This window comes from Duganella zoogloeoides (genome assembly GCF_034479515.1).
GTDB classification, from domain to species: domain Bacteria; phylum Pseudomonadota; class Gammaproteobacteria; order Burkholderiales; family Burkholderiaceae_D; genus Rugamonas; species Rugamonas zoogloeoides.
Window position 1 is genome coordinate 5908353 of the sequence record NZ_CP140152.1, and the last position, 25327, is coordinate 5933679.

The following is a 25327-nucleotide window of genomic DNA, read 5'->3' on the forward strand; positions in this document are numbered from 1 at the left end:
TTAATTCCTTGCGTGGGAGAGTTGGAAACTGTGGATGCCGTCGAAATCGGCCAGTTCGGCCGACAGCACCGACATCGGCGCTCCGCTGCGTTTGCTGAAGGCGATGGCGACAAAACGCCATTCCTGCATGCCGCCGTCGCTGCCGATCATCAGCGAGCCGCCGGCGATTTCATAGCCGCGCTGCAGCGCCATCTCGCGTAGTGCCTGTTCCTGCGGCCGGTACCCGGCCTTGAAGCGCATGGTGATCGCAATCGCATGGCGCGACGGCAGCCACGCCTCCACCCGCGTGAGCAGCACCATCGAGCCGGCGCACAAAATGGCCAGCCCGATCGCGCCCAGGTAAAAGCCCACGCCCACCATCACGCCGATCACCGCCGAGGCCCAGATCGACGCGGCCGTGGTCAGGCCGCTGATATTGAACCCCTCGCGCATGATCACGCCGGCGCCAAGGAAGCCGATGCCGGTGACGATGCCCTGCACGATGCGGGTGGGGTCGGAGTTGATCAGGTACTGCGACACGTGGCCGCCGAACCAGTGCCCCGGATAACCGCCGATGACGGTGAGCGCGGCCGATGCCATGCACACCAGGCCATAGGTGCGCATGCCGGCCGCGCGGCCGTGGTACGAGCGCTCGTAGCCGACCACCAGGCCCAGTGCCAGCGCCCCCAGCAAATTAAGCAGGATCACCAGGTTGGTGGCCACTTCCGACTGCGACCAGTACGCGCCGAGGAATTCGATTGCCGGCATGAGGCGCCCTTCGTTTATGTTGGCTTTTTCTGCAGCTGTTTTTCGAAGGCGATATCGAGCTTGCTCACCCGCTTGGGCGCCAATGGCGAAATGCCGTTCACGAACGCAACGAAGTCGTCGAGTTCGAGCGGTGGGCACAGCGGCGGCTCGCCGGCGCCGTCGCTAAGGGTAAAGTGGCCGGCGCCGGTACGCGCCATCGAGTAGCGCGGGTTGCCGGTGCGGGCTTTCAATCGGTCGAGCGCCGAGGTGGCGCGGGTGGCGCGTCCGCTCATACTGCCTCCGTACGTTGGGTGAGCCAGGCCAGCGCGGCCCCCGTCACCAACGGTGACAGGCGTTCGCGCACCATGGCGTGATAGTCGTTGAGCCAGCGCCGTTCGTCGTCGCGCAGCAGCGCGGTGTCCAGGCAGCGGGTGTCGATCGGGCACAGGGTGAGCGTTTCGAACTGCAGGAAGTCGCCGAAATCGGTCTGGCCGGCAGCCCGGTTGAGCACCAGGTTCTCGATGCGGATGCCCCACTGGCCGGGCCGGTACAAGCCCGGTTCGATCGACGTGATCATGCCAGCCTCCATGGCCGTTTGCGGCTCGGGCATGGCCGACGGCGAAATCGACTGCGGTCCTTCGTGCACATTAAGGAAGTAACCGACGCCATGGCCGGTGCCGTGGCCGTAGTCCATGCCGGCCGCCCACAGCGGGGCGCGGGCGATGGCGTCGAGCATCGGCGACCTGGTGCCGCGCGGGAAGTGGGCCGACGACAGCGCGATCAGGCCCTTGAGCACCAGCGTGAAGTCGCGCTTGTGCTCGGCCGAGATGGCGCCCACGCCCACCACCCGGGTGATGTCGGTGGTGCCGCTCAGGTACTGCCCGCCCGAGTCGATCAGCAGCAGACCGTCGCCGTCGATGACCGCGTGGCTCGCCCCGGTGGCGCGGTAGTGCATGATCGCGCCGTTCGCCTGGTACCCGGCGATGGTGGCGAAACTGGGGCTGACAAAACCGGGACGGCGGGCGCGGGCGGCCGTGATCTGCTCGTCGATGGTCAGTTCGGTCAACGGGGCGCGCTGCGGGTTGGCCAGGGTGGCATCGAGCCAGCTGAAAAACTCGCACAGGGCGGCACCGTCGTGCTCCATGGCGGCGCGTACATGGCCCGCGTCGGCCTCGCTCTTGCGCGACTTGGCCAGCGTGGTGGGATTGGTCGCCTCCACCACTTTGACTTTGGCGGCAATCGCCTGGCGGGTGCCGTGGGTGATGCGGCGCGGGTCGATCAGCAGGGCGGACTCCGGCCCCAGCGCAGCCAAGGCGGCAGCGAAGCCGCCGTAGCGGGCGACGTCGATATCTTCCTGGGCCAGTTGTTCGCGCAGCTCGGGCGAGATTTTGCCGTCGGCCACGAACAGGGTGGCGCGGGTGGGCGTGACCAGCGCGTGGGCCAGGAAGATCGGGTTGAACGGCACATCCGCGCCGCGCAAATTGAATAAATAAGCAATATCGTCAAGCGTGGAAATGACATGGCGGTTGGCGCCCAGCTGTTGCATGGCGCCGCGCAAATCGGCCAGTTTGCCGCTGCGGCTTTTCGACGCATACGGTGGCAGGTGTTCATACACGGGCGCAGCGGGCAGGCTGGGACGATCGGACCAGACGTCGTCGAGCAGGTCGAGGTCGAAGCGCAGCGCGACATCTTTGGCGGCCAGCGCCTGCTGCAACAAGCGGGCAATCGATAATCCCAATACCGCGCCATCGACTGCCACGGTTTGGCCGGCCTTTAAATGCGCGGCCAGCCAGTCGATATATTGCACGCTGGCGCCGGACGTTATTTTCATTAATTGAATACCGCTGCCGGCCAATTGCTGTTCGGCCTGGGTCCAATAGCGGGCATCGGTCCAGATACCGGAAAACTCCTGGGTAATAATGAAGGTACCAACCGAGCCGGTGAAATTACTGAGCCATTCACGGCCCTGCCAGCGCGGTGGCAGGTATTCCGACAAATGGGGATCGGCGGATGGCACCATCAGGGCGTCGATGCCGCGCTGGCGCATCGCGGCGCGCAATTGCAGCAGGCGCTCGGCGGTGTGGTCGGTAGTGGTCATATGCATGGGTCCGTTGCGCCGCAAGCGCGGCATGATCAGTTATCCCTATGATACCGCGATTGCCCAGGCACTGGTTCCCGCCTGGAATCGCGGTCTGCGCGCATTTACTCACGTCCAAGCAATGGTTTTCGCCCTTTTTATGCCAGTTATTGGCGCGTGTTTGCCAGATTCCGGCATAAGTACCCGGCCCGGTATAATCGGCGCACCATCCAGACTGCGAGGACCACCGTGAAGCTCGAACAAGCCAAGGCGCTGTGCCGCTCCCTGCCGGGCGCGACCGAAGACGTGAAATGGGAATCGACGCTGGTGTTTTCAGTGGGCGGCAAAATGTTTGCAGCCACCGATACCGGCCATAATGTCACCCGGTTGAGTTTGAAAGTGGATGACGATTTGTTTCTCGGATTAACCGATCGCGACGGTATTATTCCCGCGCCCTATCTCGCGCGCGCCAAATGGATACGTATCGAGAATATTCAAAGCATGGGCGATGCGGAATTAACCGGCTTGATTACCAGGGCCCATGAATTAATATTGAATAAGCTGACCAAGAAGCTGCAACGCGACATACTGGGCAGCGCCGGCGCTTAATCCAGTCGACTTGCAAATAGCCAACTTTGCCGCAGGAATTCGCCAGATGAAGGATAATGGCGGGCATCGTTGTTACCGAGAAAATCATGCAAGATTTCCACCATAATCGCGCCCGCGCGCTGCTGCAAAACGCGGAAGAGCTGTTCACCAAGCAGGATGTGGACACCGCCGTCACGGCCATGGCCGACCACCTCAACGCCCGCTACAACCACCCGGAAGCCGAAGCGTTTCCGCTGGTGCTGGGCGTGATGGGCGGCGCGGTGGTCTTCACCGGCAACTTGCTGCCGCAACTGACTTTCCCGCTCGAGTTCGACTATATCCACGTGAGCCGCTACGGCGACGAAGACAAGGGTGGTGAAGTGGTGTGGAAAGTGGTGCCGCGCTCCAACGTCGCGGGCCGCACCGTGATCGTGCTCGACGATATCCTCGACGAAGGCGAAACCCTGGCCCACGTCAAGCAGCGCCTGCTGGACATGGGCGCGGCGGAAGTCATCCTGGCCGTGTTCGCGGACAAGGCCATCGGCAAGACCAAGCCGGTCAATGCCGACATTGTCGGTTTGACCATTCCGAACCGTTTCGTGGTCGGCTTCGGCATGGATGCCTATGGTTACTGGCGCAACCTGCCGGGCCTGTGGGCGATCCGCCCCGAAGAACTGCAGCAGACGTAATCAGGGCCGCAGCGCGTATTTATCGACGAACTTGCGAATGCCGTTCGGATTGTCGCGCTTCCACGCTTCGAGCTCGGGGCGCCACGATTCGCGGTAGTCAAGCAGCAGCAATGCTGTCTCGAGTTCGCCATCCTTGTCGAGCATCTGCAAGGTCTTGAGTGCCGGATCTTGCAGCTCCGGCGCCCCCTTGGCCGTGACTTCATTCACCACCTGGAATCCTGCGCGCCACCTGGCCGTTTCTGCGGCCAGCGTCGTGGCGTTGGCCTTGCCATCTTTTTGTGCAATCAGATCGGTGCTTTGCTGGATGCCCAGCGACAGCCACAGGGCGCCATCGGTGGCCTTGGGGTTGGCGCCGGAAAATTCCGGATCGAGGGTGACCACCGGTTTGCCGTCCGCCCCCAGGCTGGCTGAGGACTTGCGCACCAGCTTGAGCGACGTGACCGGGTAGCCGGCCGCGTCGCGCAACTGCGCCAGCTTGATCCAGTTCGGTACCTGGCTCGGCTGGGCGGCGATGCCTTCGAACAGCGCATCCTCGGCTGCGCCGCGCTTGCCCTGGAATGCCAGCGCATCGGACAGGTAGCGCCAGCCCTGGGAATTGAGCGGCTCGATCTCGACGCCCTTGCGGTAGCGGGTTTCCGCTTCCGCATATTTTTTCTGGGCATAGTAGCTGTCGCCAGCATACACCCAGGCCATCGAATAACCGGGATCGATGGCAGCGGCGCGCTCGTAGTGACCGAGTGCGACGTCCATCTTGTTCTGGACAAAAGCGGCTTCGCCCAGGATCAACTCTGCCTGCGCGGCCGGGCTGCCTTGGTGCAGCGGCGGCGGCAGGTTGTCCTTGAGCTTGCGCTGCACCTCGTGGGCCAGCGTGTTGTCCGGGAATTTTAGCAGGATCTGGCGCACCAGCGATTCCGCCTGCTGGCGCAGCGCCACTTGGCGCTCGCCCTGGACTTTCTCGGAGGCCTGGCGGAACAGCTCGGCGATATGGGACAGCAGCACCGGCGACGAGGGATCGGCCTTGGCAGCGTCCGAGTACTTGGCCAGCGCCTCCTGCATCTTGCCCTGGCTCAACAGCACCTGGGCCTGGTTAAACAGCGCCGCAGCGGCGGCATTCATGTACTGGTCCGCCTGCGCGCTGCACACGCTGGACACGGTCGACAACAGCGCCAGGGTGATGGCGGCAACGGCATGCGAAATGTTCAAGATGGTGTCCCCGGATTGGATAAGACCATCTTAGCTGAACGGCAACCTGAAAGAAATCATTTGATTGCGTGATTCATGCCTGCAACCCGCAGGCCCCCGAACGCCCTGGGGTTACAGCGCCAGGCGCGCGCGCGCGGCGTCGTACTCGTGCTTGAGGCGCGCCACCATCTCGGCCGTGGTCGGAATGTCGTTCATCAGGCCCACGCCCTGGCCGGCGCCCCAGATGTCGCGCCAGGCCTTGGCGCTGCCCGAGCCGAAATTCATGCTGGTCTTGTCCGACTGCGGCAGCGCGTCCGGGTCCAGGCCGGCGGCAACGATCGATTTTTTCAGGTAGTTGCCGTGCACACCCGTAAACAGGTTGGAGTAGATGACATCGGCAGCGGTCGATTCCACGATCGCGTCGCGATAGTCAGCGCTCACATTCGACTCCTGCGTGGCCAGCCAGCGCGAGCCGATGTAGGCGAAATCGGCGCCCATCGCCTGCGCGGCCAGGATGGCGTCGCCGGTGGCAATCGCGCCGGACAGGGCAATCGGGCCGCTGAAAAACTTGCGCACCTCGCCTACCAGGGCAAACGGCGACAGCGTGCCGGCATGGCCGCCGGCGCCGGCCGCCACCAGGATCAGGCCATCGACGCCGGCCTCCAGCGCTTTTTCCGCGTGGCGGATCGAGACGATATCGTGCAGCACGATGCCGCCGTAGCTATGGATGGCGTCGAGCATCTCTTTCGGCGGCGCGCGCAGCGACGAGATGATGATCGGCACCTGGTGCTTGACGCACACTTCCACATCGTGGGCCAGGCGGTCGTTGGACTGGTGAACGATCTGGTTGACCGCGATCGGGCCCACTTTTTTATCGGGGTGGGCGGCCTGGTAGTCGGCCAGTTCCTGTTGCAGGTCGGTCAGCCACACGTCGAGCAGTTCGGCAGGACGGGCATTGAGCGCCGGGAACGAGCCGACGATGCCGGCCTTGCATTGCGCCGCCACCAGCGCCGGACCGCTGGCGATGAACATCGGTGACGCGATGACGGGAAGTGAGAGGTTTTGCAACACTGCAGGCAGGGCCATGGCGAACTCGCTGAGAAGGTTGATCGGATCGAAGCATCGGTCGAGCGATTATAGATCGAAAAAAGTACGATCGTGCCAAAAATAGGGGCCATGCTCTATTTCAGCGCAGGAAACCATCCTCATCAAACGAGACCGTATCCCTGCGGCGGGCGATTTCCACCCACACCGCCTGTTTATAGGCGTCGTCGGCCTTGGACCAGGCCATGATTTCGTCGATGGTCCGCAGGCAGCCCATGCAGTACTGGCGTTCGACGTCCATCTTGCACAGGCTCACGCAAGGAGAAGGAATAGGGTTAGGTGGCGCACTCATGACCCACATTATGCACGTGTGCCGCTTGATTTGCCGCAGATCGTCCTTATACTACCATCCAGGTAGATGGTAAATGGATGGAGACACATGGCCAAGCAAGAATTAAAACTGAAGACCGCCGACTCGGAAAAAATCACGATCAACCTCGGTCCGATCGACCTGGGCCAGATCGACCTCTTGGTACAAGAGGGGTTCTATTCGAACCGGACGGACTTGATCCGCACCGCGATCCGCAACCAGTTGAACCAGCACGCCGACGTCGTCAAGCAGACGGTGGCGCGCAAAAGTTTGGTGCTCGGCATGCAGCACTACACCCGTGCCGACCTCGAAGCCATACGTGCCGCCGGCGAACGGCTGCACATCCAGGTACTGGGATTGGCCAGCATTGCCAGCGACGTCACGGTCGAACTGGCGCTGGCAACAATCGACTCGATTTTCGTTTTAGGTTCGCTGCATGCCAGCGCGGTACTGAAAACCGCCCTGGCGCCACGCATCCACCACTAAGGGAACACCATGAAACTTCCATTCATGTCGCATATGCGACAGGCAGCACAAAAGCTCGTCCGCAAGGGCGCCACCGCGATGCTGCACAAGGCTGTCGAAAGCATGATGCAACAACAGCAAAAACTCCAGGAACAACGGATGAACACCCCAAAACCGTCGCCCAAGGCGCCACCGGGCGGCATGCGCGACCTCAATCCCGCGCCTGATTACACGTCGGCCAACACCGCCACGCCGCCGCCGGCAGCAGCGACTGTGGAAGCGGCCGCCGTGGAAGCGGCCGCCGTGGCAGCGGCGGCCGTGGCAGCACCTGCCGACGAAGCACGTCATAACTTCCAACCGGCGCCGGAGCCCAAATCCAGGCCCGCACCGGAAGCAGCACCGCAGCAGGCAGCGCACGCCGCGCCCGAAGCCGACGCAGCACCGGCGGCCGCTCCTAACCCCGCCATCAATCCCGCCGCCTACGCGCAGGACATGCTGGAAAAAATGGGCATCAAGATCGATCTCACGGCCAGCTTCGAGCGCGGCATCGACCTCGGCACCTTGCGCCACCCGGGCGTGCACACGCCGCAGGCACCATTGCCCGCCGGTGCGCGCTTCGAGACCGGCAGCTATGCCAACCACGCGGGCAGCCGCAACTACAAGCTGTTCATCCCGTCGACCTACAGCGGCCAGCCGATGCCGCTGCTGGTGATGCTGCACGGCTGCACCCAGAACCCTGACGATTTCGCCGCCGGCACCCAGATGAACCAGGTCGCCGAGGAAGCAGGCTGCCTGGTGGTGTATCCGGAGCAAACGTCCGGCGCCAACCAGTCGAAGTGCTGGAACTGGTTCAACGCCATCGACCAGCAGCGCGGCCAGGGCGAACCGTCGATCATCGCCGGCATCGCTGAAAAAATCAGCGACGACTACGCGGTCAATCCGCAGCAGGTGTACGTGGCCGGGCTGTCGGCCGGCGGCGCCATGGCGGTCATCGTCGGCACCTTGTACCCGGAGCTGTTTGCAGCGGTGGGCGTGCATTCGGGCTTGCCGTTCGCGTCGGCCACGGATTTGCCGTCGGCGCTGTCGGCCATGAAGCGGGGCGCGAGCAACGCCAACGTGCCCAAGGCCGGCAACGGTTCGCAGCCGATCATCGTGTTCCACGGCGACAGCGACACCACCGTCAACCCGCGCAACGGCGAGCAGGTGATCGCCCAGCATTTGCACAGCATTGACGCCGATCCGGCGGTGCAATCGGGCGCGGTACCGAACGGCTACCGCTATACGCAAACCACGCACACCAGGGCTGACGGCTCGCCGCTCGGCGAACACTGGGTGGTGCACGGCGCCGGTCACGCCTGGTCGGGCGGCAGCGAACATGGCACGTACACCGACTCGCGCGGACCCGATGCCAGCCGCGAAATGCTGCGTTTCTTCCGGACCGTCAGTTAAAGGACCTCGCAAAACCTGCTGCGCGATCCGCTACGGTTTATCGAGACCCTTTCAGCAATTGGATGTGCGCCGCCAGGCATGCCGGGCACCAGCAGCCGATGATTTCGGCAGTGGCGGCGCTGTCCGGCACCGGCACAGGCACAGATAGCGGCAGGTACGTGCACCAGCACGGCGGCGCCGGGATGGCGGTTGCCGGGCCGGTATCGGCCATCGCGCAGGAGAAGGTGGCGCCGCAGCGCGTGCAGGTGCTCATAGGTCGGTCTTGATCGGTGTGCCGGCCAGACTAGCCGATGAACGCTGAAAATACAACCAGATGGCCCTATAATGCGTGCTTGACCGCAGCCGCAGGCTGTAAAATTGCTGCACTTTCTTTACCGGACTCGCCATGACCCAATTTTCTCACCTTAACTTAGGCATGAATGACGATTTGACCGCGGTGTCCCCGCAGATCAAGGCGCAGATCCTGGCTGAGGCACTGCCCTACATCCGCAATTACCATGGCAAGACCATCGTCATCAAATACGGTGGCAACGCCATGACCGACGAACGCCTGAAACACGGCTTCGCGCGCGACGTCATCCTGCTCAAGCTGGTCGGCATGAACCCGGTCGTGGTGCACGGCGGCGGTCCGCAGATCGACAACGCCCTGAAAAAAATCGGCAAGCAAGGCACTTTCGTGCAGGGCATGCGCATCACCGACGAAGAAACCATGGAAGTGGTGGAGTGGGTGCTGGGTGGCGAAGTCCAGCAGGACATCGTCATGCTGATCAATCACTACGGCGGCCAGGCAGTGGGCCTGACCGGCAAGGACGGTGGCCTGATCCGCGCCCGCAAGATGGCCATGCCCGACAAGGACAATCCGGGCCAGACGCTGGACATCGGCTTTGTCGGCGAGATCGACGCCATCAACCCGGCAGTAGTAAAAGCGCTGCAGGATGACGCCTTCATTCCGATCATTTCGCCGATCGGTTTCGGCCAGGACGGCCAGGCGTACAACATCAACGCCGACGTCGTCGCCGGCAAGATCGCCGAGATCCTGAAAGCCGAAAAGCTGATCATGATGACCAATATCGCCGGCGTCCAGGACAAGCAGGGCAACCTGGTGACCGACCTGTCGGCGCGCGAGATCGACGAGATGTTCGCCGACGGCACGATTTCGGGCGGCATGCTGCCTAAAATTTCATCGGCGCTGGACGCAGCCAAATCGGGCGTGAACACCGTGCACATCATCGACGGTCGCATCGAGCACTCTTTATTGCTCGAAGTATTGACCGAACAGGCATTTGGAACTATGATCCGGTCTCACTGAAAAAACGGCGACGCACTTCGCGCCGGTATTCGAAGTGAGTCGCCACATTTGTTTGCCCTTTTAGCTCAGTGGTAGAGCACTCCCTTGGTAAGGGAGAGGCCACGTGTTCAATCCACGTAAAGGGCACCATCTTCCTGTAGTGCCCTCCCCCCCCCTGTTTCATCCGCTAGTAAATCCGCTCGACTTTCAGCCCGCGCTTGCGCAGCAGTTCCGGCACGCTTCCCTTGCCCACCAAATGCAGCACGCCGATCGCGGCCAGGCTGTTGTTTTCGCGCGCCATCAGGCGCACCATGGCGTCGGCCAGTGCGGGGTTGCGCCCGTCGAGCAGTACCTTCTGCACGAAGCGTCCCGAAAAACTGTCGTCGGTGGCCGATTTTTGCGCCAGCGCGTCGAGCGCTTTGACGTCGGCGTGGCGCCAGGCGTCGGCGATCTCGCGCGACTGGTCGGCCTGCTCCTTGTCTTCGATGCCCGCAATCGCCTCCTGCAGGAACAGCACCTGGTCGGCGGTGGACAGCTTGCCGAACAAGGACATTTGCGCTTCGGGCGATTCGAGTTCGATCACTTTCTGGCCATTGTCGTGGGCCTGGCGCGACAGGTAGCTGTCCACCGCCAGCGACGGATCGTAGCCTTGCGCCGCAAATTCGCTCACCGTGAGCATGCTGGCCAACATCCACGGCCGCATCATGGCCACCGATTCGGGCGCGATCTGGTACTGCTTGAGCAGGCGGTCGAGGCGCGTACGCCAGGCCGGCGACAGCGACGCCATCGAGGCGCCGCCCTTGAGCGCCAGGCCATATTTTTGCAGCGCCCGGGCCAGGCGCTGCTGGTCGCCCAATGGGTCGATCTCCAGCGCCAGCACCGGCGCCTGCTTGAGCACACCGGCCAGGCGCGGCTCGAGCGGATAGAAATCCCGGGTACCCACGTGGATGGTGCCAAACAGGTACAGCGTGCGCCCGCCCTGCTCCACCTTGAACAGCGCGCCGCGATTGGGGATGGCGGTGGCCGCCGGCGCGGCGACCGGCGCCAGTGCTTCGGCCCGGGCCGGCCCGGCCAGCAGGCAGATCAAACTGTAGAACATCACTATAATCAGGCGCATGGCTGTCTTGGCTCTCTTTGTAAATCGTCTCTCGTGAATACTACTCTTTCCTCGCCGGTATGGTTGTTTGATCTGGACAACACGCTGCACAACGCTTCGTACGCGATTTTTCCGGCCATCGTCGCCAATATGAACCTCTACATCGCCCGCGTGCTGGGCGACGGCATCACGCCCGCCAGCGACGCCGTGGTCGATGCCGCGCGCACCCAGTACTGGCGCCGCTACGGCGCCACCCTGCTCGGACTGGTCAAGCACCACAACGTGCAGGCCGCGCACTTTTTGCACGAGACCCACAGCATCGAGGATTTGACCTCGCTGATCCGCGCCGAGCGCGGGCTGCGCCAGCTGTTGCGCCGCCTGCCGGGCCGCAAGATCCTGCTGACCAACGCGCCGCACCGCTATTCCACCCAGGTGCTGCGCCACCTGGGCCTGCACCGCTCGTTCGGCCACCACATCGCGGTCGAAGCGATGACGGTCAACCGCCAATTGCGGCCCAAGCCATCGAAACTGCTGCTGCGCAAACTGATGCGCATGCACCGCCTGACGCCGGCGAACTGCATCCTGGTCGAGGACACGCTGGCCAATTTGCGCAGCGCCCACGCGCTGGGCATGCGCACCGCGTGGGTCACGCAGTACCTGACATTGCGCGACACGGCCGGTCTGGCCCATCCACAAAAAAGGCTGATCCGCCCCGCTTATGTCGATGTCAAAGTAAAATCTGTCCGGAACTTGCCGGCGCGGCTGCATCGCCTGCGCTGACCACCTTTACTTTTACTTTTTACCCGCGAGATCACATGGCAAGCACACCGCCCGGCCAGCGCCGCCTGGACATTCTCCAAGCGCTGGCGGAGATGCTGGAACAGCCCAAGGGCGACAAGATCACCACGGCCGCCCTGGCGCGCAAGCTGGGCTTTTCCGAGGCGGCGCTGTACCGCCACTTCGCCAGCAAGGCGCAAATGTTCGAGGGCCTGATCGAATTCATCGAGTCCAGCGTTTTTGGTTTGATCAACCAGATCGCCGAACGCCACGACGACGGCCTGACGCAGGCGCGCGACATCGTCGGCATGTTGCTGCACTTCGCCAGCCAGAACCCGGGCATGACACGGGTGCTGATCGGCGAGGCGCTGGTCAACGAAGACGACCGCCTGCAACTGCGCATGAACCAGTTCTACGACCGCGTGGAACTGGCCCTCAAGCAGGCCTTGCGCGTGGCCGCCACCGAAGGCCACGGCCGCGAAGAAGAAGTCGCGCCGCGCGCCGCCATGCTGGCCAGCTTCGTCATCGGCCGCTGGCACCGCTACGCCAAGAGCGGCTTCAAGAACAACCCGACCCAGGACGCGCCGCTGCACATCGCGCTGCTGCTGGCGTAACATCTTGACCACAGCGATGTCCATGACCGCCGAATGCTTTGCCCTGCTCGATGACGCGAGCCCGCTGCTCGATGGCGCCACCGTCGCCGCGACCTCACGCCTGTACACCGACCACGTCGCCACGCTGCGCTGCGACACCATCGGCGACTGGCGGCAAGTGCTGGACGCCATGCAGGCAGCGCTGGCGCGCGGCGAGTACGCGGTCACGCTGTGCAGCTACGAGCTCGGAGTAGCGTTGCTGGGCATCGCTGACGGGCTACCCGGCACATCGCACCGCCGCCCTGCCGCGACCGGCAGCGAGACGCCCACCATCCCGGACGGCTCGGCCACTGCGGCAGCGTCGGTGCATGGGCCTGGTGCGGCTGCAATGACCGCCCCGGCGCTGCTGGCACAGGTACTGCTGTTTCGCCGGTGCGAACTGAAAACCGCGGCCGAGGTGGGCGACTGGCTGGCGGCGCGTTCATTCCCGATCGCGCGCCCGGCCGGCATCGCCAACGTGCGCGCCAATATCGACCAGCCGGCCTTCGATGCCGCGCTGGCGCGCATCCACGCCTATATCGAGGCTGGCGACACCTACCAGGTCAACTACACCATGCGGCTGCGCTTTGACGCGTTTGGCGGCATCCATGCGCTGTATGCGCGGCTGCGCGCGCGCCAGCCGGTGCCGTATGGCGCGCTGGTACAGTGTGAGGACGGTTCGGCAGTACTGTCGCTGTCGCCCGAGCTGTTCGTGCGCCACGCGGGCGGCGTGCTCACTGCGCGGCCGATGAAGGGCACGGCGCCGGCCGCGCCGCCAACCCAGGCAGACACGCACGCGGATGACAACCTGGCGCGCGCGCGCGCGCTGGCGGCGGATCCGAAAAACCGCGCCGAAAACCTGATGATCGTCGACCTGCTGCGCAACGACATCGCGCGCGTGGCGCAAACCGGCAGCGTGCAGGTGCCGGCGCTGTTCGACGTGCAGCGCTACGGCAGCGTGCTGCAAATGACTTCCACCATCACCGCCAGTCTGCGCCCCGACGCCACGCTGGCGCAGGTGTTCGAGGCGCTGTACCCGTGCGGCTCGATCACCGGCGCACCCAAGCGCCGCGCCATGGAAATCATCGGCGAACTCGAACCCGACCCGCGCGGCATCTACACCGGCGCCATCGGCTGGTTCGATCCGACGACTGACGCCAACCCGGGCACGGTGGGCGACTTCTGCCTGGCAGTGCCGATCCGCACCCTGGCCCTGGGCGCGCCCGATGCCGCCACCGGCGTGGCGCAAGGCGAAATGGGCGTGGGCGCCGGCATCGTCTACGACAGCGCCAGCGGCGACGAATACGACGAATGCCACCTCAAGGCGCGTTTCTTGACGGGACTGCCCAACAGCTTCGAGATTTTCGAGACCATGCTGGTCACGCCGGAACAAGGCGTACAGCACCGCGCGCGCCACCTGCGGCGCCTGGCGGCATCGGCAGCGTACTTCGGTTTCGCGTGGGACGGCAAGGCAGCCAACGCCTACCTGGACGCGGCGTGCTCGATGCTGAAGGACGAAGCACAGAACGGTCTGGCGACCGTGGCGGCATTCCGCCTGCGGCTGGCGCTGGCGCAATCGGGCGCCTTCACGGTACAGCACGCGCCGCTGGCGCCGTTGCCGGAGCCAGTGCGGGTACTGCTGGCGCCCGACACCACCGCTGCCGGCGACCTGTTCCTGCGCCACAAGACCAGCATCCGCACCCGCTACGACAACGCCTGGCGCGACGCCGAAGCGCAAGGCGCGTTCGATACGCTGTTTTTCAACGACCGCGGCGAGCTGACCGAAGGTGGCCGCAGCAATGTATTCGTCAAGGTCGATGGCCGCTGGCTGACGCCGGCCCTGCACTGCGGCGTGCTGCCGGGCGTGATGCGCAGCGTGCTGCTCGACGATCCGGCGTGGCAGGCCAGCGAGGCGGTGATCACGCGCGAGATGCTGGAACGCGCAGAGGAACTGGTGGTGTGCAACGCCCTGCGCGGCGCGATGAAAGCCACGCTGTAGCAGCGAAGCTCGCTGACTCTGCGGGATGATGACTCGCCAACCTCAACCGTTCGCGCCGAGCCCAAACCGCTTGCGATACGCCCCCGGCGTGGTCCCCGCCACCCGCCGGAAATGGTGCCGCAACGACTCCATCGAACCGAATCCGCTGCGCTCGGCCACCTGCGCCAGCGGCACCTCGGGGGCTTCCAGCAGTTCTTTCGCCAGCGCGATGCGCTCGCGGATCAGCCAGTCCACCGGCCCCAGCCCGGTCGCCTGCTGGAACTGGCGCTGCAAGGTGCGCGGGCTCATGGCCGCGCGGTCGGCCATGGCGGCCACCGTGTGCGGCAGCGCCAGGTTGCCGCGCAGCCAGTCCAGCAGGCGCGACAGCCTGCCGCCTTCGCTGGACGCCACCGGGCGCGGCACGAACTGCGCCTGGCCGCCCTCGCGATGCGGCGCGATCACCAGCCGCTGCGCCACCATGTTGCCGACGCGCGCACCGTAGTCGCGCCGCACCAGGTGCAGCAGCATGTCCAGGCCCGCAGCCGACCCGGCCGCCGTGATCACCTGGCCGTTATCGACGTACAGCAGGTCGGGCTCGACGCGGATGCGCGGATGGCGCTGCGCCAGCCGCTCGGCGTAGCGCCAGTGGGTGGTGGCGCGCTGGCCGTCGAGCACGCCGGCGGCAGCGAGCACGAACACACCCGAGCAGATCGAGCACAAACGGGCGCCACGCGCGTGGGCCGCGCGCAGCAGGTCCAGCAGCGCGGGCGGCGGCGCCTCGTCGGCATCGCGCCAGCCGGGAATGACGATGGTGTCGGCCAGCGCCAGCAACTCGGGCGCATACGGCGCCTGCACGGTGATGCCGCCGGCCGCACGGATCGGTCCCGGTTCGATCGCGCAAACCGCAAAGTCGTACCAGTCCACGCCCAGTTCGGGACGCTCGAGCGCGAACAATTCGACCGTGCAGCCGAATTCGAAGGTGCACAGGCGGTCGTAGGCCAGTGCGACCACCAGGTGTTTTTTCATGGTGCGGTTTTTCATGGCGCTGTTCTCATGTCGCAATCTTACCGCAGCATGGCATTGACGCCACTGCCGGCCAACGCCGAGCGGCCGCACAATGGCGTCATCACCACCCCAGGAGTTCGCCATGTCCCTGCCGTCCGCCGTTGCCGCCGTACCAGCCGCACCCAGCGCTGCCGCCCTCGCCCACTTCGAGGCCAGCTTCACCTTTGAAACCGATTGTTGGGATGTGCACGAGGCGCTGGCCGGCGGTGCGCCGGACTTCGTGCTGCTCGACGTGCGCGGTACGGAAAAATACGCGGGTGGCCATGTGCCGGGCGCGCACGACCTGGCGCACGGCAAGATCGTCGCCGGCAAGCTGGCGCAATATCCGGCCGATACCTTGTTCGTGGTGTATTGCGCCGGTCCGCACTGCAATGGCGCGGCGCGCGCAGCCGTGCGGCTGGCCCGGCTGGGCCGCCCCGTCAAGCTGATGACCGGCGGCGTCACCGGCTGGCTCGACGAGGGGTTCGCGCTGGCGCAGCTGCCATAGCGGACAGCTGCTGCGGTTCGTCGAGCCGCTAGAGGTCGACGATCATCTCGAAGCCGCCGTAAATCATGCGCTTGCCGTCGAACGGCATGTTTTCCGGCTGCATGAATTCGGCCAGCCTCGGGTCTTTCATGACCTTGTCGTTGATTTCATCGCGGGCGGCGCGCGAGGCATAGACGATCCAGGAAAACACCACCACTTCGTCGTCCTTCAATTGCACCGCCTGCGGGAACGATGTGTGCTCGCCCGGTTTGACGTCGTCCGCCACCGTCTCGCGAAATTGCAGCGCGCCGAATTCCTTCCAGATCGCGCCGCTTGCCGCCGCCATTTTCTTGTAGTCCTCCAGCTTGCTGCGGGGGACAGGAATCACAAATCCATCGACATATGCCATGACCGCCTCCATCAAATGGTTGAACGGTCAGGTTAGGCGACGCTCCTTTGCAATTCAAGCGGCGTGGGCTTTTATTCCTGGTGAAACTCGCTGGCATTGGCAAACAAGTCCCACGCCGCGATGAACAAGGCGGCCACCACCGGGCCGATCACGAAACCGTTGAGGCCGAACAGCGCCATGCCGCCCACGGTGGACAGCAGCACCACGTAGTCGGGCATCTTGGTATCTTTACCGACCAGCAGCGGACGCAGGATATTGTCGACCAGGCCGATCACCACCACGCCATAGATGGTCAGGCCCACGCCTTCCCACACCGAGCCGGTCGCCAGGAAGTAGATCGCCACCGGCGCCCACACCAGCGCTGCGCCAATGGCCGGCAGCAGCGACAGGAAGGCCATCAGCACGCCCCACAGCACAGGTGCGCTCACGTCCAGGTACCAGAAGGCCAGGCCGCCCAGCGCGCCTTGGGCGATTGCCACCAGGATGTTGCCCTTGACGGTTGCGCGGATCACGGTCGTAAAATTCTGGAACAGGCGCTGCTTGTACTTGCGGCTCAGCGGCACGGCTTCGCGAATGCGCTTGGCCAGCTTGTCGCCGTCGCGCAGCAGGAAGTACAGCAGGTACATGGCAATACACAGGCTGGTGAGGAAATCCATCGTGTACAGGCTGAAGTTGATGGCGCGCTTGGCCACTTCCTGGCTCACTTGCGCTGCGCCTTCGGTCAGCTTGTCCTGCAAGTTGGTCAAACTGGTCAGATGGAAGCGGTCGAGCAGGTTGATCATCCAGTCCGGCAGCACGGCCATCACCTTGGCGAAGAACATGCCCACCGTGATCTGCCCCGACTGCATCATCTCGACTACCGCAGCGGCCTGGTTGACGATCGATACCGCGACCAGGGTGAGCGGCAGGATCACCATCACCAGGATCAGCAGCAAGGTCAGCAGCGCTGCCAGGTTGGGCTTGTTGCGCGTGCGTTGCAGCAGCCAGCGGTACACGGGCGCAAAAATAATCGCCAGCACCACGCCCCAGAAGACCGCGCCGCCATAAGGAACCAGGATCCAGATGAAGGCAATGGTGATGATGCCCAGAAGGGCAAGAAAAACTTTTTGTTGGAAGGTAAATGGTTGCATGGTTCATCTCGTGGTGTAAGTCGCCACCGATTAAACCACGATTGACCAGTGGCAATAACAATCAGGCGCGGCGCCCGGTGCGCGGGCGCACACAAAGCACTACGCAGACATGCTAGTTGGTGACGAGCGGCATGAAACCAGTTTTATGCGGCACAGTGACCCAACAGGCCCGTACCGCACCGGTGCGTCAGGAAGCCAGTGCTTTTTCGACGGCGCCAACGAGCTGCTTGTCTTCGGGCGTGACCTTGCTGCCGAAGTTGGTCAGCACCTTGCCATCGCGGCCGATCAGGTACTTATGAAAATTCCAGGCCGGCGCCTTGCCGGTAGCCTTGATCAGGTCGGCGTACAGCGGGTTCGGATTTTTACCGGACACCACGGTCTTGGAAAACATCGGGAACTTGACGCCATAGGTGTTGTAGCAGAAGTCGGCGATTTCCTTGGCGCTGCCCGGTTCCTGCTGGCCGAAGTCGTTCGACGGGAAGCCCAGCACCACCAGGCCCTTGCTGCCGTACTTGGCGTACAGCGCTTCCAGGCCCTCGTATTGCTTGGTGAAGCCGCAGTAGCTGGCGGTATTGACCACCAGGATCACCTTGCCCGCGTACTGGCACAGGTCCTGCGGCGCCTCGTCCTGCAGGCGCTTGAAGTTCTGCTTGAGGATGGCGGGGCAGCTGGCCGGCGCCACGGTGGCGGCAGGCGCAGCGCCGGCAGCGGCGGGCGCCTGGGCCAGGGCGGAGGTAGCCGCCAGCAGGGTCAGGGACGAGGCAGCGCACAAATGGGCAAGGATCTTGGACATGGTGGAGTGGGCAAGAATGAAAGAAAATTCATTCTATGCCAAATGCCCGCCCCTTGTCCGACTGCCGTGCAATTTACGCGATACCGCCGAGGCACACGTATTTCACGACCAGGTAGTCGTCGATGCCGAGGTGCGAACCTTCGCGGCCCAGGCCCGATTGCTTGACGCCGCCGAACGGCGCGATTTCGTTCGAAATCAAACCGGTGTTGACGCCGACCATGCCGCTTTCCAGGCCCTCGGACACGCGCCAGATGCGGCCCACGTCGCGCGCATAGAAATAACTGGCCAGGCCGAATTCGGTATCGTTGGCCAGCGCGATCGCCTCATCCTCGGTTTTAAAGCGGAACAGCGGCGCCATCGGGCCGAAGGTTTCCTCGCGTGCAACCAGCATGTCGCTGGTGACGTCGGCCAGCACGGTCGGTTCAAAAAAGCTGTGGCCCAGCGCATGGCGCTTGCCGCCGGTGAGCACGCGGGCGCCCTTGTCCAGCGCGTCGGCAATATGCTGCTCGACTTTTTCCACGGCCTTGGCGTCGATCAGCGGGCCCTGCGTGACGCCTTCCTCGGCACCATTGCCCACCTTGAGCTTCTGCACGGCCGCCACCAGTTTTTCGGCAAAGGCGTCGTACACGCTATCCTGCACATACAGGCGGTTGGCGCACACGCAGGTCTGGCCGGCGTTGCGATACTTCGAGGCGATCGCGCCCTCGACTGCCGCATCGAGGTCGGCGTCGTCGAACACGATGAACGGCGCATTGCCGCCCAGTTCCAGCGACAGCTTCTTGATGGTGGGCGCGCTCTGCTCCATCAGCAGGCGGCCGATGTCGGTGGACCCGGTAAACGTCAGCTTGCGCACGATGGAATTCGCGGTCATCTCGCCACCGACGTCGCCGGACTTGCCGGTGACGACGCTGAACACGCCGGCCGGCACCCCGGCGCGCGCAGCCAGTTCGGCTAGCGCCAGCGCGGAAAACGGCGTAGCCTGGGCCGGTTTGAGCACCATCGGGCAGCCCACCGCCAACGCTGGTCCGGCCTTGCGGGTAATCATGGCGATCGGGAAGTTCCACGGCGTGATGGCGGCGCACACGCCGATCGGCTCGCGCGTGACCAGGATGCGCTGGCCGGCAGACGGCGACGCCAGCGTCTCGCCAGCCACGCGCTTGGCCTGCTCGCCAAACCATTCGATGAACGATGCGCCATACGCGACCTCGCCGCGCGACTCGGTCAACGGTTTGCCCTGCTCGGCCGTCATCAACAGCGCCAGGTCGTCGGTGTTTGCCAGGATCAGGTCATTCCACTTGCGCAGGATGAGCGCGCGCTCGCGGGCGGTTTTCTTGCGCCAGGCGGGCCAGGCGGCGTTGGCGGCCTCAATGGCGCGCCGGGTTTCGGCTGCGCCCATGACCGGCACGGTGCCGATCTGTTCGCCGGTGGCGGGATTGGTCACTGCCACGGTGGCGCCGTTGTCGGCATCAACCCACTGGCCGTTGATGTACGCCTGCTGGCGCAGCAGCGATGGATCTTTCAGTTGCAGCATCGTGGTTCTCCTCAAAAAACCACTATGCCATAGCCGAAAAAATCGTGATTTACACGACGGTGAACGAGGACAGGTCCGGGTGCGGCGGCGGATACTGCAAGTCCATGCCTTCCAGGGTTTCGAGCAGCAGGCTGGCAATGGCCAGGTTGCGGTGCACCTTGGAGTCGGCCGGCACGATGTACCACGGCGCGTAGTCGGTGTTGGTGGCGCGGATCGCGTGCTCGTACGCCTTGACGTAGTCGTCCCACTTCTTGCGCTGCTCGATATCGTTGGGATCGAACTTCCACTGCTTATCCGGGTCGTCGAGCCGCTCCTGCAGGCGCTCGCGCTGCTCTTCGTGCGAGATATGCAGGAATACCTTGATGATCACGGTGCCGGTTTCTGTCAGCATGCGCTCGAAGTCGCGGATGTGGGCATAGCGGCGCTGGCACTCGTCGTCATCGATCATGCCCTGCACGCGGGTGATCAGCACGTCCTCGTAGTGGCTGCGGTTGAAAATCGCGATCTCGCCCTTGACCGGCACGTGCTGGTGCACGCGCCACAAATAATCGTGCGCCAGTTCGGCGTCGGTGGGCGCCTTGAAGGCCACCGCGCGCACGCCCATCGGATTGACGCCGCTAAATAGCGCGCGCACCAGGCCATCCTTGCCCGAGGTATCCATGCCCTGCAAGACCAGCAGCACTTTATGCTGGTGTACCGCGTACAGGCGGTCCTGCAGGTCGGAGATGCGGTCGATCAGGCCAGCCGTGCGTTCGTTGTCGAGCGCCTTGGCTTTCGACTTGCTCAAGTCGGGATTGGCGGCGCGGCTGGAGAACACGCTGTTGCCGGCGTCTTCGTCGCGCAGCTTGGGTTTGGCGGGCGCGAGAAAGCGCTTGCGGGCGTCGTGGGTCATGGGTTGTCTTATGTCTTTGTCGAGAGACGAGCTTATCACTTTGCCGCCAGTGTCGCCGCCCGATAACCCCACCACGCCGCTTCCTCGAACACCGAAAACCCCGACAAATCGGCATGCGCGAACAGGATGCTGCCATCGACCTCGCGCAGCGCCTTCATGCCGGCATTGCTGCGGAAGTTGGGCCACGGCACGCTCATCGCGTGGCCGCGCAAGGTGATGTCCACCCTCTCCACGCATGCTGCGAACTGCGCGCCGTACGCGGTTTTCAGATCGGCGCAGGCCAGCGCCAGCAGTTCCTCCGGGCTGGCCGCCACCATCCAGCGCCGCGCGTTCACCGCCGTGCGGTCCGACAGCGCCACGTAAGCACTGAACACGGTTTTTTCGGGCGGGCGCACGCGGATGTCCTGGTGGGTGGAGACGACAAAACCGAGCCCCGGCTCGCTATAGACCACGTTGTCCCACGACAGCGGCTGGCCGGGCAGCTCGTCCGGAAAACGCTTGAGCAGGAAATTGGCCACCAGCCACGGCGCATATTCGGGAATGTGTTGGGCCGGATCGAAACCATAGCCGGCGATGTTTTCCACCACGCGCGCGGCCACGTAGGTCGGCATGGCGCAGATGGCCTTGCGGGCGCGCACCAGGTACGTGGCCGGCTTGCCGGCCTCTAACCGGAAGCACAGCGCCTCGACACCGCTGGCGGTCTTTTTCAGCGAGATGCAGGTGCCGGCGCGGCGCTCGATGCCGGACGCGCGCTCCATGCCGCGCACCAGGGGCTGCAAGCCGCCGGGCCAGGTCAGCCAGGTGCCGTCATTGGCATTGGCGGCCTTGCCCCAGCGGCTGCAATAGTAGTGCAGGCCGGCCCATGCCGACACCTGGTCGTAGCGCGTGCCGTAATCGTCGCGGCAGCAGTAGTTCAGGTACCAGTGCAAGGTGGGCGAGCGGTAGCCGTTCTGTTCCAGCCAGGCTTTGAGCGTGATGCGGTCGAGCGCCGTCCATACCGGGTCTTCCGACGACATCACGGTCGGGAACACGAACACGCGGCGGCCGTCGGCGCCATGCAGCTGGCGCAGGCGCTCCACTTCCTTGAAAAAGCGCGCGTGTTCGTCGAGCTCCCACTGCGGCACGCCCTCGGTGGGCATGAAGCCTTCCTGCCAGTGGCCGTCGTGCAGCAGCCGCTCTTCCGGTGCGTGCAGGATGAAGCGCTCATCGTAATATGGCTTGTCGCCGAAGGCGTCCTGTTGAATGATGCCCAGGTCGGCCAGGATTTCGCGCACGTGCACCGACTCGGGCGACGGCAGCGGCAGGTAGTGGGCGCCGGTCGGGTATGCGAGGTCGCCGAAGGCGCCGCCGGCGGCGTTGCCGTACGCTTGCGGACCGTCGATCATCAGCATGTCGGTCTTGCCGAGCTTATTGAGCTTCCAGGCGGCCGTGAGGCCCGCCACGCCGGAGCCGAGGATGGCGATGTCGGTGTCGATCACCTCCGATGGCGGCGGCAACGCCTTGCGGTCGCGCAGAAAGTGGCCCTCGTCGCGGCCCGGGTAGTGCAGCACCGGCGTGATCTCCTGCCAGCGCTGGAAACCGGCCACGCTGCCGGCGGCTGCCAGGCCGGCCATGCCGCCCCATACCAAAAATGATCGGCGCAACATTAACGGATCACCCGGCGCCAGTCTTGCTCGAACTCGTGCACCAGCGACTGCGTGTTGAGGCGATTGGGCGCCATCGGCAGCGGCTGCATATCGGGCGGGAAGATGAACATTTCGCGCGTGGTCGCTTCGTTCAGGTAGCGCATCGGCAGCCGGTAACTGGTCGGCGGCGTGTAGTCGGCCTGCGGGCTGGCCAGCACAAAACCCCATTCGCCGAACGACGGCACGTAGGCGTGATAAGGCGAGGTTTTCATGCCCACTTCGCGCAGCGTGGCGTCGATGGTCCAGTAGGCGTGCGGCGCGAAGAACGGCGACGTCGATTGCACCGACATCAGGCCATTGGCGGCCAGGTGTTTTTTCAGGATGCCGTAGAACGGCACCGAGTACAGCTTGCCGAGCGCAAAGCTCGACGGATCGGGAAAGTCGACGATCACTGCGTCGAACATGTCGTCGTTTTGCTGGAGCCAGATCGCCGCATCGGCATTGATCACGCGCACCCGCTTGTCGGTGAGCGAACCGTGATTGAGCTTGACCAGTTCCGCGCGGGTGGCAAAGGCGCCGGTCATGGCAGGATCGAGATCGACCAGGGTGACGTGCTCGATATTTTTGTAGCGCAGGATTTCGCGCAGCGCCAGGCCGTCGCCGCCGCCCAGCACCAGCACGCGCTTTGCCCACGGCAGCGGTTCGAGCACCGGGTGCACCAGCGCCTCGTGGTAGCGGTATTCGTCGCGCGACGAAAACTGCAAATTGCCGTTGATGTAGAGGCGCAGGTCGTCCTTCCAGCGCGTGACCACCAGCCGCTGGTACGGCGTGGTGGTGGCAAACACGATTTCGTCGCCGAACAGGCCATGCTCGCCCCAGTAGGTCAGGCGGTCGGCGGAGATAAAACCGCACACCAGCAGGAAAAACACGGCGCTGGCGCGCAGCATGCGGCCGGTGACGTTGGTCAGCTCTGTGCGAAACACCCGAATTGTCCACAGGGCCACGCCCACGTTGAGCATGCCGAAGACAAAACCGCTGCGCACCAGTCCCAGCTTGGGCGCCATCACCAGCGGGAACAGCAGCGAGACGGCCAGCGCGCCCAGGTAGTCGAACGTGAGCACGCGGCTGACCAGTTCACTGAAGTCGGTCTGGCGCGCGTTGAGCGCGCGCATCACCAAAGGCACTTCCATGCCCACGAACGCGCCGACCAGGAACACCATCGTGTAGAGCATGGCGCGAAACGGCGCGGCGCTCCACGAAAACGTCAGGAACAGCACTGCCGCAGAAATACCGCCCACCAGTCCCACCGCCAGCTCGATATCGACGAAGCGCGCCATCACGTCCTCGTCGCGCACGTACTTGGAAAAATGCGCGCCCACGCCCATGGCAAACAGGTAGCAGCCGATAATGGTGGAAAATTGCAGCACCGAGTCGCCGAGCAGGTAGCTGGCCAGGGCGCCGGCGATCAGTTCATACGCCAGGCCGCACGACGCGACCACAAACACGGACAAGATCAGGATTTTTTTGTTCATTGCGCTTCTTTTGGCCTTTTTATGCACTACCATGCTGCTTCGTTAGCAATTTCGCCATCACTTTAACCTGCGAGAGCGCGCCGTGCCAGCTATCCTCAATTATCTGATCCATCTTTTACTGGCGGCCATGCTGCTGGCCGTGTTCTTTGCCGCGTACACGCGCATGACGCCGTACAACGAGGTGCTCCTGATCCGCCAGGGCAACCAGGCCGCCGCCTTGTCGCTGGGCGGCGCCTTGATCGGCTTTTCGATCACGGTCGGTTCGGCGCTGATGCACACGCTGGGCTACCAGCAGTTCTTTGCCTGGGCGTTTGGTGCGATGGTCGTGCAGATGCTGGCCTACGCCATCACCACGCGCGTGCTGAACATGGCCAAGGACCAGATCGAGGGCAACAACACGGCATTCGGCGGCCTCTTGGGCGCGATCGCCATTTCCATCGGCGTCATCAACGGCGCCTGCATTTCCTGACATTTGAACGGAGGTCCACCATGGGCATCGGCAGCTTTATCAAGAAGCAGTTTATCGACGTACTGCAATGGAACGAGGAAGTGGACGGCGTGCTGGCCTGGCGCTTCCCGATGCAGGACCAGGAAATCCAGAACGGCGGCGTGCTGGTCGTGCGCGAGTCGCAGATGGCGGTATTCGTCAACGAGGGGCAAATCGCCGACGTCTTCGGCCCCGGCACCCACAAGCTCACCACGCAAACCCTGCCGCTGCTGACCAACCTGAAAAACTGGGACAAGCTGTTCGATTCGCCGTTCAAGTCGGATGTGTATTTTTTCAGCACCCGCGTGCAGACCGGCCGCAAATGGGGCACGCCGCAGCCGATCACGATCCGCGACAAGGACTTCGACATGATCCGCGTGCGCGCCTTCGGCATGTACTCGTACCGCGTCAGCGATCCGCGCCAGTTCTTCAAGGAGATCAGCGGCACGCGCGACACCTACACCCGCGACCAGGTCGAAGAGCAGTTGCGCGGCATCCTGATGTCGTCCATGGCCAGCTCGCTGGGCAGTTCCAACGTGCCGTTCCTCGACATGGCCGCCAACCAGGCGCTGATGGCGCAGCAGGTCAAGGGCGATCTGCTGGAAGCGTTCGGCCGCTATGGCATCGGGCTCGATGAATTCAACGTCGCCAGCGTGAGCCTGCCCGAGGACCTGCAGACCGCGCTCGACGACCGCATCTCGGCCGGCATGAAGGGCGGCCTCTCGGCAGACAAGATGACCGGCTTCACCCGCTACCAGACCGCCACCGCGATTCCGCTGGCCGCGCAGAACGAAGGCGGACTGGCCGGCATTGGCGCTGGCATCGGCGCCGGCATGACGGTGGGCCAGGCCATGGGCACTGCGATGGCGCCCGCCGCTGCTCCCGCTGCGGCGCCGGCTGCCGCAGCACCGGCCGACGACTCGATCGAGGCGCGCCTGCAAAAGCTCAAGGGCCTGCTCGACAGGGGCCTGATTTCGGCTGCCGACTACGACAGCACCAAGGCCGAGCTGCTGAAAAAACTGATCGGCTAACGACC

General features: G+C 64.1%; 27 protein-coding genes and 1 tRNA gene. 12 read left to right on the forward strand and 16 right to left on the reverse strand.

Features of this window, described 5'->3' with window-relative positions:
• Genes SR858_RS25930 through SR858_RS25940 form a run of 3 tightly spaced genes read right to left on the reverse strand, consistent with a single transcriptional unit; the run spans position 1 to position 2824 of the window.
• Positions 1-747, reverse strand: coding sequence for an MgtC/SapB family protein (locus SR858_RS25930; protein ID WP_019924005.1), 747 nt, complete (start codon positions 745-747; stop codon positions 1-3).
• Between the two features lie 14 nt (positions 748-761).
• Positions 762-1019 carry a hypothetical protein gene (locus tag SR858_RS25935; RefSeq protein ID WP_019924006.1) on the reverse strand — a complete coding sequence of 86 codons (258 nt, stop codon included), beginning with the start codon at positions 1017-1019 and terminating at the stop codon, positions 762-764.
• The gene (locus SR858_RS25940) at positions 1016-2824 is read right to left on the reverse strand and encodes an aminopeptidase P family protein (RefSeq protein ID WP_019924007.1); all 1809 of its coding nucleotides are present in this window, start codon (positions 2822-2824) and stop codon (positions 1016-1018) included. The genes SR858_RS25935 and SR858_RS25940 overlap by 4 nt, the downstream gene beginning before the upstream one ends.
• Positions 2825-3052: 228 nt before the next feature.
• On the opposite strand from SR858_RS25940, the gene SR858_RS25945 reads away from it, so the two are divergent.
• Both SR858_RS25945 and SR858_RS25950 read left to right on the forward strand, forming a co-directional pair.
• The gene (locus tag SR858_RS25945) at positions 3053-3412 is read left to right on the forward strand and encodes an MmcQ/YjbR family DNA-binding protein (RefSeq protein WP_019924008.1); all 360 of its coding nucleotides are present in this window, start codon (positions 3053-3055) and stop codon (positions 3410-3412) included.
• Positions 3413-3498: 86 nt separating this feature from the next.
• Positions 3499-4080, forward strand: a complete 582-nt coding sequence (locus SR858_RS25950; RefSeq protein WP_026637669.1) for a hypoxanthine-guanine phosphoribosyltransferase — start codon at positions 3499-3501, stop codon at positions 4078-4080.
• Here the strand turns inward: SR858_RS25950 and SR858_RS25955 are convergent, their stop codons facing one another.
• The 3 genes from SR858_RS25955 to SR858_RS25965 form a co-directional block, all read right to left on the reverse strand.
• The gene (locus SR858_RS25955) at positions 4081-5283 is read right to left on the reverse strand and encodes a tetratricopeptide repeat protein (RefSeq protein ID WP_019924010.1); all 1203 of its coding nucleotides are present in this window, start codon (positions 5281-5283) and stop codon (positions 4081-4083) included. It abuts the gene before it with no gap.
• 111 nt (positions 5284-5394) lie between these two features.
• Entirely contained in the window at positions 5395-6348 is a 954-nt protein-coding gene (locus tag SR858_RS25960) for an NAD(P)H-dependent flavin oxidoreductase (protein WP_026637670.1), read from the reverse strand.
• Positions 6349-6448: 100 nt separating this feature from the next.
• The gene (locus SR858_RS25965) at positions 6449-6658 is read right to left on the reverse strand and encodes a DUF1289 domain-containing protein (RefSeq protein WP_026637671.1); all 210 of its coding nucleotides are present in this window, start codon (positions 6656-6658) and stop codon (positions 6449-6451) included.
• Between the two features lie 87 nt (positions 6659-6745).
• On the opposite strand from SR858_RS25965, the gene SR858_RS25970 reads away from it, so the two are divergent.
• Both SR858_RS25970 and SR858_RS25975 read left to right on the forward strand, forming a co-directional pair.
• A complete protein-coding gene (locus tag SR858_RS25970) occupies positions 6746-7162 on the forward strand; it encodes a CopG family transcriptional regulator (protein ID WP_019924013.1) in 417 nt (138 codons plus the stop codon).
• Between the two features lie 9 nt (positions 7163-7171).
• Positions 7172-8590 (forward strand): extracellular catalytic domain type 1 short-chain-length polyhydroxyalkanoate depolymerase, encoded by a 1419-nt coding sequence (locus SR858_RS25975; RefSeq protein ID WP_322534138.1) that lies wholly within the window; start codon positions 7172-7174, stop codon positions 8588-8590.
• A 37-nt stretch (positions 8591-8627) separates the two neighbouring features.
• Here the strand turns inward: SR858_RS25975 and SR858_RS25980 are convergent, their stop codons facing one another.
• Complete coding sequence (locus SR858_RS25980) at positions 8628-8843, reverse strand: cysteine-rich CWC family protein (protein WP_084670141.1); 216 nt, start codon at positions 8841-8843, stop codon at positions 8628-8630.
• Positions 8844-9005: 162 nt separating this feature from the next.
• On the opposite strand from SR858_RS25980, the gene argB reads away from it, so the two are divergent.
• Together argB and SR858_RS25990 are read left to right on the forward strand one after the other, a co-directional pair.
• Positions 9006-9899 (forward strand): acetylglutamate kinase, encoded by an 894-nt coding sequence (gene argB, locus SR858_RS25985; protein ID WP_026637672.1) that lies wholly within the window; start codon positions 9006-9008, stop codon positions 9897-9899.
• A gap of 54 nt (positions 9900-9953) precedes the next feature.
• Positions 9954-10028 (forward strand) — tRNA-Thr (locus SR858_RS25990).
• 37 nt (positions 10029-10065) lie between these two features.
• On the opposite strand, the gene SR858_RS25995 is transcribed toward SR858_RS25990, so the two are convergent.
• The gene (locus tag SR858_RS25995; RefSeq protein ID WP_019924017.1) at positions 10066-10995 is read right to left on the reverse strand and encodes a TraB/GumN family protein; all 930 of its coding nucleotides are present in this window, start codon (positions 10993-10995) and stop codon (positions 10066-10068) included.
• Positions 10996-11028: 33 nt separating this feature from the next.
• Between SR858_RS25995 and SR858_RS26000 the strand changes: the two genes are divergently transcribed.
• The 3 genes from SR858_RS26000 to SR858_RS26010 are packed head-to-tail and all read left to right on the forward strand — an operon-like array spanning position 11029 to position 14382.
• Positions 11029-11754 carry a pyrimidine 5'-nucleotidase gene (locus tag SR858_RS26000; RefSeq protein WP_026637674.1) on the forward strand — a complete coding sequence of 242 codons (726 nt, stop codon included), beginning with the start codon at positions 11029-11031 and terminating at the stop codon, positions 11752-11754.
• 35 nt (positions 11755-11789) lie between these two features.
• The gene (slmA, locus tag SR858_RS26005; protein WP_019924019.1) at positions 11790-12365 is read left to right on the forward strand and encodes a nucleoid occlusion factor SlmA; all 576 of its coding nucleotides are present in this window, start codon (positions 11790-11792) and stop codon (positions 12363-12365) included.
• A gap of 16 nt (positions 12366-12381) precedes the next feature.
• Positions 12382-14382 carry a chorismate-binding protein gene (locus SR858_RS26010; RefSeq protein WP_019924020.1) on the forward strand — a complete coding sequence of 667 codons (2001 nt, stop codon included), beginning with the start codon at positions 12382-12384 and terminating at the stop codon, positions 14380-14382.
• A 42-nt stretch (positions 14383-14424) separates the two neighbouring features.
• Here SR858_RS26010 and ftrA read toward each other — a convergent pair whose 3' ends face one another.
• On the reverse strand, positions 14425-15387 hold the full coding sequence (gene ftrA, locus SR858_RS26015) for a transcriptional regulator FtrA (RefSeq protein WP_026637676.1): 963 nt from the start codon (positions 15385-15387) through the stop codon (positions 14425-14427).
• Between the two features lie 121 nt (positions 15388-15508).
• Here ftrA and SR858_RS26020 point away from each other — a divergent pair, with 121 nt between their 5' ends.
• The gene (locus SR858_RS26020; RefSeq protein ID WP_019924022.1) at positions 15509-15913 is read left to right on the forward strand and encodes a rhodanese-like domain-containing protein; all 405 of its coding nucleotides are present in this window, start codon (positions 15509-15511) and stop codon (positions 15911-15913) included.
• A 28-nt stretch (positions 15914-15941) separates the two neighbouring features.
• Here SR858_RS26020 and SR858_RS26025 read toward each other — a convergent pair whose 3' ends face one another.
• The 7 genes from SR858_RS26025 to SR858_RS26055 form a co-directional block, all read right to left on the reverse strand.
• Positions 15942-16301: a DUF1428 domain-containing protein gene (locus SR858_RS26025; protein WP_026637677.1), complete on the reverse strand. Its 360-nt coding sequence runs from the start codon at positions 16299-16301 to the stop codon at positions 15942-15944.
• Positions 16302-16372: 71 nt separating this feature from the next.
• The gene (locus SR858_RS26030) at positions 16373-17431 is read right to left on the reverse strand and encodes an AI-2E family transporter (RefSeq protein ID WP_019924024.1); all 1059 of its coding nucleotides are present in this window, start codon (positions 17429-17431) and stop codon (positions 16373-16375) included.
• 187 nt (positions 17432-17618) lie between these two features.
• A complete protein-coding gene (locus SR858_RS26035) occupies positions 17619-18224 on the reverse strand; it encodes a glutathione peroxidase (protein WP_019924025.1) in 606 nt (201 codons plus the stop codon).
• 73 nt (positions 18225-18297) lie between these two features.
• Positions 18298-19755, reverse strand: coding sequence for an NADP-dependent succinate-semialdehyde dehydrogenase (gabD, locus tag SR858_RS26040; RefSeq protein WP_019924026.1), 1458 nt, complete (start codon positions 19753-19755; stop codon positions 18298-18300).
• 49 nt (positions 19756-19804) lie between these two features.
• A complete protein-coding gene (locus SR858_RS26045) occupies positions 19805-20647 on the reverse strand; it encodes a PPK2 family polyphosphate kinase (protein ID WP_019924027.1) in 843 nt (280 codons plus the stop codon).
• 35 nt (positions 20648-20682) lie between these two features.
• Positions 20683-22293: an NAD(P)-binding protein gene (locus SR858_RS26050; RefSeq protein WP_026637678.1), complete on the reverse strand. Its 1611-nt coding sequence runs from the start codon at positions 22291-22293 to the stop codon at positions 20683-20685.
• Complete coding sequence (locus SR858_RS26055; RefSeq protein WP_019924029.1) at positions 22293-23804, reverse strand: polyamine aminopropyltransferase; 1512 nt, start codon at positions 23802-23804, stop codon at positions 22293-22295. The genes SR858_RS26050 and SR858_RS26055 overlap by 1 nt, the downstream gene beginning before the upstream one ends.
• A gap of 82 nt (positions 23805-23886) precedes the next feature.
• On the opposite strand from SR858_RS26055, the gene SR858_RS26060 reads away from it, so the two are divergent.
• Positions 23887-24273, forward strand: coding sequence for a DUF350 domain-containing protein (locus SR858_RS26060; RefSeq protein WP_026637679.1), 387 nt, complete (start codon positions 23887-23889; stop codon positions 24271-24273).
• 20 nt (positions 24274-24293) lie between these two features.
• Positions 24294-25322 carry an SPFH domain-containing protein gene (locus SR858_RS26065; protein WP_019924031.1) on the forward strand — a complete coding sequence of 343 codons (1029 nt, stop codon included), beginning with the start codon at positions 24294-24296 and terminating at the stop codon, positions 25320-25322.
• Positions 25323-25327: the final 5 nt, after the last annotated feature.

Bases quoted from the DNA above. Each gene is read 5' to 3' on its own strand.
- SR858_RS25930 (WP_019924005.1), bottom strand. From the start codon at position 747: ATGCCGGCAATCGAATTCCTCGGCGCGTACTGGTCGCAGTCGGAAGTG.
- SR858_RS25935 (WP_019924006.1), bottom strand. From the start codon at position 1,019: ATGAGCGGACGCGCCACCCGCGCCACCTCGGCGCTCGACCGATTGAAA.
- SR858_RS25940 (WP_019924007.1), bottom strand. From the start codon at position 2,824: ATGACCACTACCGACCACACCGCCGAGCGCCTGCTGCAATTGCGCGCC.
- SR858_RS25950 (WP_026637669.1), top strand. From the start codon at position 3,499: ATGCAAGATTTCCACCATAATCGCGCCCGCGCGCTGCTGCAAAACGCG.
- SR858_RS25960 (WP_026637670.1), bottom strand. From the start codon at position 6,348: ATGGCCCTGCCTGCAGTGTTGCAAAACCTCTCACTTCCCGTCATCGCG.
- SR858_RS25965 (WP_026637671.1), bottom strand. From the start codon at position 6,658: ATGAGTGCGCCACCTAACCCTATTCCTTCTCCTTGCGTGAGCCTGTGC.
- SR858_RS25970 (WP_019924013.1), top strand. From the start codon at position 6,746: ATGGCCAAGCAAGAATTAAAACTGAAGACCGCCGACTCGGAAAAAATC.
- SR858_RS25975 (WP_322534138.1), top strand. From the start codon at position 7,172: ATGAAACTTCCATTCATGTCGCATATGCGACAGGCAGCACAAAAGCTC.
- SR858_RS25980 (WP_084670141.1), bottom strand. From the start codon at position 8,843: ATGAGCACCTGCACGCGCTGCGGCGCCACCTTCTCCTGCGCGATGGCC.
- argB (WP_026637672.1), top strand. From the start codon at position 9,006: ATGAATGACGATTTGACCGCGGTGTCCCCGCAGATCAAGGCGCAGATC.
- SR858_RS25995 (WP_019924017.1), bottom strand. From the start codon at position 10,995: ATGCGCCTGATTATAGTGATGTTCTACAGTTTGATCTGCCTGCTGGCC.
- slmA (WP_019924019.1), top strand. From the start codon at position 11,790: ATGGCAAGCACACCGCCCGGCCAGCGCCGCCTGGACATTCTCCAAGCG.
- SR858_RS26010 (WP_019924020.1), top strand. From the start codon at position 12,382: ATGTCCATGACCGCCGAATGCTTTGCCCTGCTCGATGACGCGAGCCCG.
- ftrA (WP_026637676.1), bottom strand. From the start codon at position 15,387: ATGAAAAAACACCTGGTGGTCGCACTGGCCTACGACCGCCTGTGCACC.
- SR858_RS26020 (WP_019924022.1), top strand. From the start codon at position 15,509: ATGTCCCTGCCGTCCGCCGTTGCCGCCGTACCAGCCGCACCCAGCGCT.
- SR858_RS26025 (WP_026637677.1), bottom strand. From the start codon at position 16,301: ATGGCATATGTCGATGGATTTGTGATTCCTGTCCCCCGCAGCAAGCTG.
- SR858_RS26030 (WP_019924024.1), bottom strand. From the start codon at position 17,431: ATGCAACCATTTACCTTCCAACAAAAAGTTTTTCTTGCCCTTCTGGGC.
- SR858_RS26035 (WP_019924025.1), bottom strand. From the start codon at position 18,224: ATGTCCAAGATCCTTGCCCATTTGTGCGCTGCCTCGTCCCTGACCCTG.
- gabD (WP_019924026.1), bottom strand. From the start codon at position 19,755: ATGCTGCAACTGAAAGATCCATCGCTGCTGCGCCAGCAGGCGTACATC.
- SR858_RS26045 (WP_019924027.1), bottom strand. From the start codon at position 20,647: ATGACCCACGACGCCCGCAAGCGCTTTCTCGCGCCCGCCAAACCCAAG.
- SR858_RS26050 (WP_026637678.1), bottom strand. From the start codon at position 22,293: ATGTTGCGCCGATCATTTTTGGTATGGGGCGGCATGGCCGGCCTGGCA.
- SR858_RS26055 (WP_019924029.1), bottom strand. From the start codon at position 23,804: ATGAACAAAAAAATCCTGATCTTGTCCGTGTTTGTGGTCGCGTCGTGC.
- SR858_RS26065 (WP_019924031.1), top strand. From the start codon at position 24,294: ATGGGCATCGGCAGCTTTATCAAGAAGCAGTTTATCGACGTACTGCAA.